We start from the raw sequence: 11,552 nt of genomic DNA, 5'->3' as shown, positions 1-11,552 counted from the left end.
CGTGCAGGTCCATCAGGCCGTCACCACGGTGGCTGAAGCTCTTGTAGACTTGCTCCCGAAATTGAATGAGTTGGTTGATACAATCTGGAATATTCATCGGCAATAGGTTGAGCGTTTTCACTTTGCTCAATTTCCCCTATTGCCGCTTCATGCAGGCTACCCCCCTCCCTTCTCTTTGTCCAAAGTCCAATCCGATCTGGGGTGGGGTATATTGACTCGATTTGCCTGCTCGTCCTGACTCCTTCAGCGATCGTCGATTCAATCTTCTACTCAATCTTTGTATTCTTTGCTATGTAAAGGTTTCAGACGCAGGTTGTCTTTGGTTGTGCAAACCTTCGATCTACACCTAGACAGAAGTCAGCGTCTATTGTAATCTAATTGAGAAGTATTTTCTTTAAGTGAAATTCCTAAATCGTACTATTTACTGCTAGGGAGAGCTTTATTGCGAATAATTGAGCTTGAAAAATTTAAATGCATTGGAAAGGCTACTTTATTTGTTGTGGTATCAGACTGCACGAACGATGCGCCCGATCTGGGTTAGTCTAATCCCTAAAAACGTTTAACGTTTGGGTAAAAAGATAGTTCGATCGAAATTAGCTCAATCGTGTCAGTAATTTTCAAGCTAAAAAAATTGAGATGGTTTCAGCGTTTATTTTGGGTTGAGTTATGAGCAATTTAACGGTTGACGTACAGAAACAGCGCCAGAAAGAGGAGACGGTATTAAGAAGTCTTTTCATTTATACTCTTTCAGGGTCGATTATCTTCCATGCAGGAATGGTGGCAGCAGTACGTAGTGGCTTGCTCGACTGGGTTCCAAAAGCGATCGCCAAAGAAGAAATTGAAGAAATAGAAATTCTGGTCTTGGACGATAGCGATTTCCTGGAAATAGAACCCGAGATTTCCACCGATGTCGTTATCGCAGAAGAAACCGCATCATCCCCAGCAGCAGAATCAGTTGAAGCGAGTACAGCTTTGGAACCCGTGCAAGCATACCTGCCAGAGCCGGCGATTTCGGAATCCGTCGCCAACGATGCGCCGATCGCGCCAACAGAAGAGCCGTTTGCCGAGGATACGTTCGCAGAAGATACGTTTGCCGAGGACACGGGAGATACTTTTGTAGACCCTGGTGTTGTGGGGACTTCTCAAGACAAGTCTAAGACTGGACAGGGGAAAGCTACAGACGGGAGTAAGAGCGGTGACTCGACCGAAGGGGATGGCGCTTCTGATGGTTTGGGAAATATCGGTCCGATCGGTTCGGGACCCGGAGGTACGGGAGATGGTGAAGGTTGGTTCGGTGGTTCGCCAGGGGGCGATTCTGGGGGGGTAAATAGTGAGGGAGGAAATGGAAATGGCACCGAGCAAGCTGCGATCTCTTCGCCTTTTGAGAGTTTCCGTAACTTGCTGCCCGAGCAACCCGTCGAGTCCGGTGATGGCTCGGAGAACGGTGGAGGTCAATTTTTAGGTCGGGAGCATTCTTACCAACGCCAAGAGGAATTTGCCGTAACTGGAGAAACGTTAATCGAAGTTCAGCGAGACGAAAACGGCGAATATTCTTACGAAATTACAACATCTAGCGGCGACGAAGAAGCCGACCGAGCAGCTTTAGAAGCAGCACAGTCTGGAGAAGATTCTTATGACAACGTTGCTGGGGAGAGTTTTACGATTCGGGCGCATCACGCAGATGAAGGAACCGAAGAAGCCGAAAATCTTCGGGAGATGCTGCACCAGCAAGAAGAAGATTTCTACAGAGCTGAAACAGAACCGGCCTACGAGGACTCTGCTTATAAAGAACCCGTTTATGAAGAGCCAGTTTATGAAGAACCGGTCTACGAAGAGCCTGTCTACGAGGAACCCGCTTATAAGGAACCCGTTTACGAAGAACCGGTCTACGAAGAGCCTGTCTACGAGGAACCCGCTTATAAGGAACCCGTTTACGAAGAACCGGTCTACGAAGAGCCTGTCTACGAGGAACCCGTTTACGAAGAGCCGGTTTACGAAAAACCCATTCCTGGGGGATATGGCAAGAAGTAATAAATATCTGGTATAAACTCAGTTTTTGTCTCGGTAGTGTAAAGGTTTGAGGTGTATTTTCTCTGCGATGTCCGATCGAGCTAAGTCATTTGTTGTATCGAGCAATTAGACAACAGTCCTCATCTCGGAAAATCATTGCATTATAGCCCCTCGAACCTCTAAACCTTTATCCTGGCAAGATTCGAGAGTTTATAGGTGTGTTCGAACCGCAGCTAAAAAGGTTAGCAACACGTGGGGTGTAGCTTCTCAAACGCATTTGAATCGGTACCGATCGCACCCCACCCCATGCGATCGAGATCTCGACCTACAGTTCCAAGACCGAATCGCTGACTATAGCTGTATTCCTTGAGATTAGGACAGACAAGCGCGTTACGAGTCTATTTCTCCCGTTTCTCCCGATGCTTACCCAGAACAGTATCCTAACAACGCTAAATATAGCCATATGTTACCCAAACCTCAGTTTTCACTTTCTTCTATTGTTTGTTGAGTTCGCGGTGGTACGATCTGTGTCCATAGCTCATTCTCTCTCCAAGTTAGGCATCGCATTTTCGATCGCTTCGATCGTTGGGATGTTCGGATCGATGGCTCATCGGGTTCTTGCCGTCGATCCCCCAGCTAATTCCGAGGTCGAGAACGATCGACCTTCATCTCCCAACCCAACAACAACGCCAATTCCTAAACCCTCACCCGTTCCGAGTGCGTCCCCAGCGACTTCTGACGGCATCACCCTTCCCGATAGCAGCATTTGTTCCGGTGAGATCGCTCGGGGCAACCCCAACAGTCGGGGAATCTGCGAATTTACCAACGGCGATCGCTACGAAGGGGAATTTAGAGATGGAAAACCTAGTGGAACGGGCGTTTACACGTTTGTAGACGGCAGTCGCTATGAGGGAGAGTTTCGCGACGGACAACTGAACGGTACGGGAATTTGGGAATTTGCCAATGGCGATCGCTATGAAGGACAAATCTCCAATAACCAGTTCGAGGGTACGGGGGTATTAACCTCAGAAATTGGAACCTACGAAGGAGCGTTTGCCAGCGGTCAGCCCCACGGTCGGGGCATTTTAACCCTAGGGAACGGAGATCGGTGCGAGGGAACTTTCGAGGGGGGTCAACTTTCGGGGGTTGCTGTTTGTACCTACGCCAACGGCAATCGCTACGAAGGTGAATTCGCCAACACTCAGCGACATGGCATGGGGGTTTATACCTTAGCCAACGGCGATCGCTACGAAGGGACATTTGCTGAAGGTCGGCCGGATGGAACGGGGTCTTGGAGTTTTGCGATGGGGGGAAGTTATGAAGGGGAATTGAAGGCAGGGGAGTTAACGGGAACGGGAGTACGAGAGTATGCCAATGGCAACCGCTATGAAGGTAGATTTCTCGACGGCAAGCCTCACGGACGAGGAACTCTGACTTTTGCTGACGGGAGCAGCTATGAAGGGCAGTTTGAAGCCGGACAATTCCAGGGTTTGGGAACCTATATTTTTGCAGATAACAATCGTTACGAAGGCGAGTTTCAAAATGGAACGTTGAATGGTAGGGGAGCCTTTATTTTCGCTAACGGCGATCGCTGTGAAGGTTCGGTCGCCAATGGAAACTTGGAGGGCAATGTTATCTGCGAATATGCAAACGGCGATCGCTATGAAGGTGAATTTAGAAATGGAGATAAAAATGGTTTTGGTGTTTACATTTTTGCCGATGGAGACCGTTTAGAAGGAGATTGGGTGAATGGTGAATTTCAAGAAGAATAATCTTAATAAAGATAAACGATTACCTTTGTTAAGCCCAACAATGATATTATTTTAATAAATATTTTGTTCAAGATTATCAAATTTAAGCACGACGGTAAATTTGATTAAAATCGTTATCAAATTAAAGCAATCGAGCAAAATAAAATTGCGTTTTTGTGCTAGCTAAATCTAGCCGTCACTCATCTTTTTAAATTATTTTGTTGATATCATGCGGAAGCAATAATAACCTATATTAAGTTTGGTTAAACACTGACAATTCCAGTTCAAGTGAGCAACAGGGGCATAAGAAGAGAATCGGAGAATATCTACAACAATTGTGCTCTTTTTGTGACGAATTATCCAATCTTAATATTATTGGAAGTACTCAATTTTTTATTAAAGAAAAAAAGGAGAAAACTACGTGCAAATTAGTCAATTAATTTTTTCAGCCGGAGTTGTAGCTTGGCCGTTACTTCTCTTTTCAGTCTTAGCGATTGCTTTGATTTCAGAGCGATCGTACTTCTGGCTAAAAATTTTAAAAAAGCAAAAGCCGATCGTTCGAAAAGCTTTCAATTTATTTGAAAAAGACTGGTACTCTGCGTTAGGGCTTCTCAAAAAACATCCCGAACTACCCATGTGTCGGATTTTTTTAGAAGCATTAGCACTTGACAAACCAACCCCAGCTAAATTTCGCCTTGCCCTAGAAAATGCAGCTCAAGCCGAATTGCCATCATTACGGCGATTTAATACAATTTTCGACACGATTATTACGGTGTCACCATTATTAGGACTTTTGGGAACGGTACTCGGTTTGATGGCATCTTTTTCTTCTCTACAACTGGGCAATCTCGGAAGTAGCGATACAGTGGGCGTAACTGGGGGTCTGAGTGAAGCATTATCTTCAACAGTATTGGGGCTAATCGTCGCTATTTTTACTTTATTTTTTTCCAATACATTTAAAGGACTTTATCGACGACAAGTTTCTTCAATTCAAGAATGCACTGGCAGACTAGAACTCTTGCAAGACGAGTATTACGAACAGGGATTAAAAATTCATGAAACCGCTCGAAAATGAAGTTGAGACTCAAGGTCAAATCAATATCTTGCCGATGATTGATGTGATTTTTTCAATCTTGGCTTTCTTTATGATTTCTACACTGTTTTTATCTCGTAATGAGGGATTACCCGTTAACCTTCCTCAAGCGGCTAGCGCTCAAACCCAAAATCAAGCCAAAATCGCGGTAACGATTCCCAATGAAGAGCAGATATTTCTAAACGACGATCTCATTGAGTTAGAAGAACTTCAAACGGGTGTGACACAACTGATGGATGGTTCTCAAACGGCACTCGTCGTGTTGAAAGCGGATGAAACGGTCAGTCACGGTCAAGTGATTCAAGTCATGGATCGATTGCGTCAAACTCAGGGTGTCAAATTGGCGATCGCCACCACTAAACCAGCATCCGATCGCTAATAGACCTAGGCGCCCAAAAGAGGGAACTCTCGAACGCAGGGAATAGGGAATGGGGAACAGGGGGGAGAGTTGATGGTTTCAAGCGCGAAAATTGATTGCCATTTTCATTTTTTCCAGATGTCTAAATTAGCCTCTGTAAAATCGACGATAAAAAAATTGACTGTAAAATCGAACGCCTTACCGAATTAAAACCAGCGTCCCCGATAGAATTAACAGAGTTCCCCCGATCGCCTTCCACGAAATCGGTTCGTTTAAGAATAGAACGGAAAATAGTAAAATCAACACCAGTCCCGATTTATCGACGGGGGCAACTCGCGAAGCCGGACCGAGTTGTAGCGCCCGGAAGTAGCACAGCCAAGATAGCCCCGTGGCAAAACCCGACAGTCCCAAAAAGAGCAGGGTTTTGCCGGAAATGGAAAACAAGGCTTGGAACTGACCCCTCGCCAGCACAATTCCCCAAGCGATCGCTGAAATAACAACGGTGCGAATTGCCGTTGCCAGATTAGAATCGATCGACTCTACCCCAACCTTGGCAAAAATCGTCGTCAATGCGGCAAATAGGGCAGAGAGCAAAGCAAATAGCCACCAGGGTTGCTCGAAATCAGGCATGAGAAACATCCAAAAATTAACAGTACCGATTGCGGCGATCGCTATTTTCGAGCGGGTGAATCCAAAAAACCACGATCGATTAAATAAGATAAGTAAGTACCGAGTAACTGCCGATCGACCGGGGGACAAGTAATGGATGTATTAGCTAATCCTTGCAATGTATTTTTGCTATCGAATTTTATCGTTAGAACGCGCAGTTGTTCTGGAAGAAAATCCTTAGGAAAAATAGGCAGTAAAGAATTCCATTGGTTCGAGCCAGATTCTTTTACAAAATCAGCTAAGCGTTTTCGCCACGGTTTGTAAGCCATCTTCTCAAGAGGATAGCCAAAGGACGCGATCTCTTCGATTAAATCGCTCAAAAGAATGGGTTGCGGGTTTGTTAAGTGGAAAACGTTGCCGATACTATCGGACTGTTGGGATAAATGGACGATCGCTCCGGCTACGTAATCAACGGGAGTAAAATCCCATATGGCTTTGAGATCGGGAGCGCTTTTGAGTTGAACGAACCCTTTGAGGACGGTGTGGAGGAGATCTCGCGTATTGCCGACTCCCGCTTGGCTATGTCCGGAAATGACACCCGGACGATAAATCGAGACGGGAATGCCTCGCGACCGCGCGATTTGACAAATTTGTTCGGCCACCCATTTACTTTGGGCGTAGCCGTTAAACAATCCTTGCGGGCACTCGCCGTCGGTTTCCAATACGGCTTCGCGATGGAGATAAGCGGGGGAATGAACGACAGACAAGGAGGAAACAAAATGGACGGCTTTGAGTTTTCCGCAAACTGCCAATCGTAAAATCTCCTCGGTTCCCAAAACATTGCTCTGTTTGAAGGCAGAATAAGGATAAAGGGAATTGACAAACGCACCGTTGTGATAAATAACTTCAACGCGATCGCCCAATTCCTGAAACCGATCTAAACTCAATCCCAAGTAAGGTTTCGAGAGGTCTCCGGGAATGACAACGATGCGTTCGCGTAGCGTCTCCCCAGGAGAATCGCGGAAACGTTCTTGCCATAACTGATAAGATTCGAGATTGTCTTGAATTCTTTGCCGTCCCGAGGCTTCATCGGCAGCGCGTACCAGACAATGCACGATCGCCGATGTCTTTTGCAGAAGTTCCACCAAGAGAAACCCCCCTAAAAAGCCCGTCGCCCCGCTTAAAAATATCTGTTTCGGGGATTCAGCCCATTGAAAATCGTATCCTTCAGGAGGAGCGATTGCGGAGTCTAAAACGACTTCCTCCTCTAAATTGAGGGGCGATTGCGCCGTCGGTTTTTCTCGCCAGTCTTCGACTCGCGTTGCCAGTCCCGACACGGTCGAACTCTCGAATAAATCTACCAATCCCAGTTCTATATCGAGGGCACAATTCAGTCGTGCTAGCAGTTTTACGGCCAGTAACGAATGTCCTCCCAACTCAAAAAAGTCATCGTAAAGACCCACGCGATTCTCCTGGGGAGACGCTACGCGGTCGAGTTTTAATATCTCAGCAAAAATCTCAGCAATGGTTTTCTCCGTCAACGTCTTAGGTGGCACGAATGTTTCTGTTGCTTGAGATGCTCCTGCTTTGGGTACGGGCAGTCCTTTGCGATCGACTTTGCCATGAGCGTTGAGTGGTAGTTCGTCGGGCCATATGAATATTGAAGGGATTGCGTACTTGGGAAGCTGTTTTTCTAGAAATCGGCGCAGCTGTAAGGACGTTACCGCACGGTCGGGTTCTAACACGACATATCCCACAAGTTGGCGATCGTCGTCTACGTCGCGGGGAATGACAGCGCAGATTCGTACATCTGGGTGTTGACTCAGGACTGTTTCAATTTCCCCCAGCTCGATCCGAAATCCGCGTATTTTAATCTGCTTGTCGATGCGGCCCAAAAATTCGAGGTTGCCGTCTTCTCGGTAACAAACGCGATCGCCAGTTTTGTAAAGGCGCGCTCCGGCATCAAAAGGGTTGGGAATAAATGCTCGTTGGGTTAAATCCGGGCGATCGAGATAGCCTCTTGCTAATCCCGCACCCCCAATATACAACTCTCCTGGAATGCCAATCGGAACGGGTTGAAGACGCGCATCGAGAACGTAAAGCTGAGTATTTGCAAAAGAACGACCAATTGGCACGAGTTGCCCAGATGGAAGATTAACCTCACTCGTTTCAAAATAACTACTGTCGATCGTTGCTTCTGTCACTCCATAAGAGTTTATGAGTCGCGTTTGAGTCCCGCAGAACTGACGCAGCCTCTCAAATTCACCGAGATACCAATTATCGGACCCGACAATCAGCACCCGCATAAACTCTAAATTCTGTGCCGTTGCTTCTAAATAATCCATCAGATATCGAATGACGGCTGGGACGAACTCCGCATAATCGACTTGATTTCGCCGCATTAGAGCGTAGAGCTTGTCTGCTTCTAGCAATACCTCGCGGGGACATATTACCAATTTTCCCCCCGAACAAAGGGTGCGAACCCAATCACCCGTAAAGACATCGAAAGAGAAACTGGCCATTTGCAAGTGGCTAATGGGTTTTGCCCGAAGCTGATAAGCGCTTTCCCAGGCGAAGTAAGCGTTGACTAGATTACTATGGGCGATCGCAACGCCCTTCGGTTGACCCGTCGAGCCTGACGTGTAGATGATATAGGCAAGATCGCGAGCTTGCACCTCAACTGAGAGATTTTCTGACGGCGATCGGGAGATCGCATCCTTATCTTTGTCCAGATACACCGCCCGCGCGCTATGCTCTAAATCTGACCTCCAAAGCATTTCCTCCGTCACCAATACTCGCACCCGCGCGCTTTGAAGCATAAACTCGAGTCGTTGCTGGGGATAATTGGGGTCCATCGGCACATAAGCCCCCCCGGCTTTGAGGATGCCCAGCAAACCCACAAGCGTTTCCACCGATCGCTCCAGACAAATTCCGACCGGGACTTCCGCTCTAACCCCCAAACTCTGTAGATGATGCGCGAGCTGATTGGCACGAGTATTCAATTCCCGATAGCTTAGTTTTTTCTCTCCAAAGACGACAGCAGTCGCTTCAGGTGTACGCTTGACTTGAGCTTCAAATAACTGATGAATGCAAGCTGTTGCGGATTCACAGAGATTTGACCCTTGCCAAGCCTTCAGTTTTTGTCGTTCTGTTTCCGCGAGCAGGGGAAGTTCTTCGAGAGTCCGATCGGGGTTGGAAATGATTCCATCGAGCAAAGTCTGAAAATGACCGAGCATTCGTACCATTCTGGGTTCGTCAAACAGATCGGTGTTGTATTCCAACTTGCCGATGAGTCCGTTATCGTCTTCGACGAGGTGAAACGTGAGGTCAAATTGAGACGTTTTGTTATCGATGCGCGAATGAGCGACATTTAATCCGGGGAGTTCGATCTCCTCCACAGAAAAAGTGTTTTGCAACACTAACATCACCTGAAAAATGGGAGCATAGGCAACATTCCGGGTCGGTTGGAGTTCCTTAACCAGCTTTTCAAACGGTAGGGTCTGGTGCGCCAATGCATCGAGAACGGTTTCTTTGACCCGCTCGATCAGTTGGCGAAAGCTGGGATTTCCCGAGAGATCGGAACGAAAGACAAGCGTATTGATAAAACAGCCAATTAAGGGTTCGACTTCCGGTTGGTGGCGGTTGGCAATGGGGGAACCGATCGGAATATCTTCTTCCCCGCAATAGCGAAATAACAGAGTTTGCAGCGCTGCGAGTAGGGTGGTATAAAGAGTTGCCCCCGCTTGTTGCGAGAGCCGTTTCAGCCCGTTGGTTAGGGTTTTAGGCAGGAGAAAAGATAGGGTTTTTCCCTGAAAAGAAATCACTGTCGGGCGGGGACGATCGCTGGGTAATGGCAAAACATCCGGAGCATTTTGTAAGGTTTTGCGCCAATACTCCAGTTCTTTTGCGAGAGTATCGCCCTGAAAATATTCCTGTTGCCACAATGAAAAATCGACATATTGAACGGGGAGTTCCGGCAGGGGGGAAGGCCGTCCTTGGGCAAATGCGCCATACAATGCGCTCAATTCGCGAAAAAATACGCCAAAAGACCAACCATCAACGGCGATGTGATGGATCGTTGCGAGTAACATGTGGTCTTTTTGTCCCAATTGGAGCAGCTTGAATTGCCAGCACCAATCTTTAGCAAGGTCGATGGGTTGAAATCCTTGTTCCTGGATTAGCGATCGCGCTCGTTCGTCTTGTTCGTTAGGAGTCAGCGATCGCAGGTCGATAACGGGTAAAGTCCAATCCACTCGGGGTGCGATAACCTGCATTAATTCCCCGTCGATCACTTGTATCGTCGTTCGCAAAATAGCGTGACGGCGCAGGATTTCTTTCAGGGCGCGATCGAGGGCCAAAACTTGCAGCGATCCGTTGATTTTTAGAGAAGCGGAAAGATTATTGGCAACTGCACTGTTCACCCCCAAACTATCTTGAAACCACATTCGCTGCTGGGCGAAAGAGATGGGGAATCGTTCCAATTCTGTATCGGATCGAGTCCGCTTGGGAATTTTGAGCGTTCGTGCAGCGTCTCGATCGGAGGATCGTGTTTTAACTTGTTCTTTTTTTTGCTTTTCGAGTCGCAGTTTTAAGAGTGCTTGTTTTTCGGGGGGAAGGCTGGCGATGCGTTGAGCGAGATCTTGGGCTTTCATATTTGTTATTAGTTGCTTGATTATTGGTTTTTCTTGCTAAAGGTCAAAGAATCTGTTTACTCTTTAATTTTTAATTCGATATCAAATTTTAATTCCAATTGTTGAGAACGAATTTTTTGCCATTGCACGATCGCAAATGCTATTAAACTATAGGTCGTGATAATTGCCAAGATTGAAAGTTCTCCGAAGAACCAATCAAATCCGAAGCCTTCTCCTAGCCAAAACGTTCCCAAAGAAATCAAAAAAACTCCCGCTCCTAACTTGATTAAAACTTCAGGGATATTTAATAAGTAATTGTGTAAAATGAAAACGATGATAATAGAGAAGAGCAATGCCGCGATCGCACCGCCGATTGCTTCAGTCCATGCTTGAGAGGCTAATCCCAAAGTCACAACCAAAATCGCAATTTCAAGGGTTTCTAAGATAGCGCTTTTCGTGACGATCCAAAAGTTAAGAATATTGAAATTTTTCGAGCGATCGTCTAAAATAATATCTTCTGCACTGAGAGGGTTCTCAGACATCCAACCCGCGCGAGTATTTTTGACTTGACGGCGAATTGATTTGTGCATCCATCGCAATCCAAACACGATTAAAATCGACCCGATCGCGATCTGGAGAAAGTGGAGGGGAATGGTTTGTAAAACTCGACCGAAAGGCAACGAAATCGCGATAATTCCCAGAATGCCGATAATGCTCCCCCAAAGTGCTTCTTGGGGATAGCCAGACCGCGCGATCGCATAAGCAATAACGGCAAGTTCTAGAAATTCAACAAACGATCCCGCCGCAGATGCAGCCCAAACATTTACATTCATTTTGTCCTCACGCAGGTTCGCATAGTGTCTCCAGAGAAGAATGGAAATATAATTTAAAGTCTCGCTCGATTAAATATTTAAAGTAAGTATTCAGGTTGAAGTTATTTGAGATCGAACCCACCCCTAACCCCTCGGTGAGAGGGGAATTATTGCGTAAAAATTGGGAAATGAATGAAATCTTGAAAATATTCATCTTCTACTCCCCTCTTGTGGAGGGGCAGGGGGTGGGTTCGACGATTTGCTGGTGTGGCTGAATACTTACTATTT

The 11,552-nt window shown here is 46.6% G+C and carries 7 protein-coding genes; 4 read left to right on the top strand and 3 right to left on the bottom strand.

Annotated features, from left to right (window positions below; all coding sequences use genetic code 11):
- Nucleotides 1–666 precede the first annotated feature (666 nt).
- From IQ235_RS07760 to IQ235_RS07745, 4 genes are all read left to right on the top strand, one after another.
- Entirely contained in the window at nt 667–2,031 is a 1,365-nt protein-coding gene (locus tag IQ235_RS07760) for a hypothetical protein (protein WP_264320910.1), read from the top strand.
- 506 nt (nt 2,032–2,537) lie between these two features.
- On the top strand, nt 2,538–3,782 hold the full coding sequence (locus tag IQ235_RS07755; protein ID WP_264320909.1) for an MORN repeat-containing protein: 1,245 nt from the start codon (nt 2,538–2,540) through the stop codon (nt 3,780–3,782).
- A gap of 400 nt (nt 3,783–4,182) precedes the next feature.
- Complete coding sequence (locus IQ235_RS07750; RefSeq protein ID WP_264320908.1) at nt 4,183–4,836, top strand: MotA/TolQ/ExbB proton channel family protein; 654 nt, start codon at nt 4,183–4,185, stop codon at nt 4,834–4,836.
- Nucleotides 4,817–5,233, top strand: coding sequence for an ExbD/TolR family protein (locus tag IQ235_RS07745; RefSeq protein WP_264320907.1), 417 nt, complete (start codon nt 4,817–4,819; stop codon nt 5,231–5,233). The genes IQ235_RS07750 and IQ235_RS07745 overlap by 20 nt, the downstream gene beginning before the upstream one ends.
- A 177-nt stretch (nt 5,234–5,410) precedes the next feature.
- Here the strand turns inward: IQ235_RS07745 and IQ235_RS07740 are convergent, their stop codons facing one another.
- The 3 genes from IQ235_RS07740 to IQ235_RS07730 are packed head-to-tail and all read right to left on the bottom strand — an operon-like array spanning nt 5,411 to nt 11,285.
- Entirely contained in the window at nt 5,411–5,842 is a 432-nt protein-coding gene (locus tag IQ235_RS07740; protein ID WP_264320906.1) for an EamA family transporter, read from the bottom strand.
- Nucleotides 5,843–5,883: 41 nt separating this feature from the next.
- Nucleotides 5,884–10,473, bottom strand: a complete 4,590-nt coding sequence (locus tag IQ235_RS07735) for a non-ribosomal peptide synthetase (RefSeq protein WP_264320905.1) — start codon at nt 10,471–10,473, stop codon at nt 5,884–5,886.
- Nucleotides 10,474–10,529: 56 nt separating this feature from the next.
- Nucleotides 10,530–11,285, bottom strand: a complete 756-nt coding sequence (locus tag IQ235_RS07730; protein WP_264320904.1) for a COG4280 domain-containing protein — start codon at nt 11,283–11,285, stop codon at nt 10,530–10,532.
- Nucleotides 11,286–11,552 lie beyond the last annotated feature (267 nt).

Origin of the sequence: Zarconia navalis LEGE 11467 (assembly GCF_015207075.1) — a bacterium.
Taxonomy (GTDB): domain Bacteria; phylum Cyanobacteriota; class Cyanobacteriia; order Cyanobacteriales; family Geitlerinemataceae; genus Zarconia; species Zarconia navalis.
The sequence above is the reverse complement of the archived record's forward strand: the minus strand, read 5'-3'. Positions and strand labels throughout refer to the sequence as shown.

Bases quoted from the DNA above. Each gene is read 5' to 3' on its own strand.
- IQ235_RS07735 (WP_264320905.1), bottom strand. From the start codon at position 10,473: ATGAAAGCCCAAGATCTCGCTCAACGCATCGCCAGCCTTCCCCCCGAA.
- IQ235_RS07740 (WP_264320906.1), bottom strand. From the start codon at position 5,842: ATGCCTGATTTCGAGCAACCCTGGTGGCTATTTGCTTTGCTCTCTGCC.
- IQ235_RS07730 (WP_264320904.1), bottom strand. From the start codon at position 11,285: ATGAATGTAAATGTTTGGGCTGCATCTGCGGCGGGATCGTTTGTTGAA.
- IQ235_RS07760 (WP_264320910.1), top strand. From the start codon at position 667: ATGAGCAATTTAACGGTTGACGTACAGAAACAGCGCCAGAAAGAGGAG.
- IQ235_RS07745 (WP_264320907.1), top strand. From the start codon at position 4,817: ATGAAACCGCTCGAAAATGAAGTTGAGACTCAAGGTCAAATCAATATC.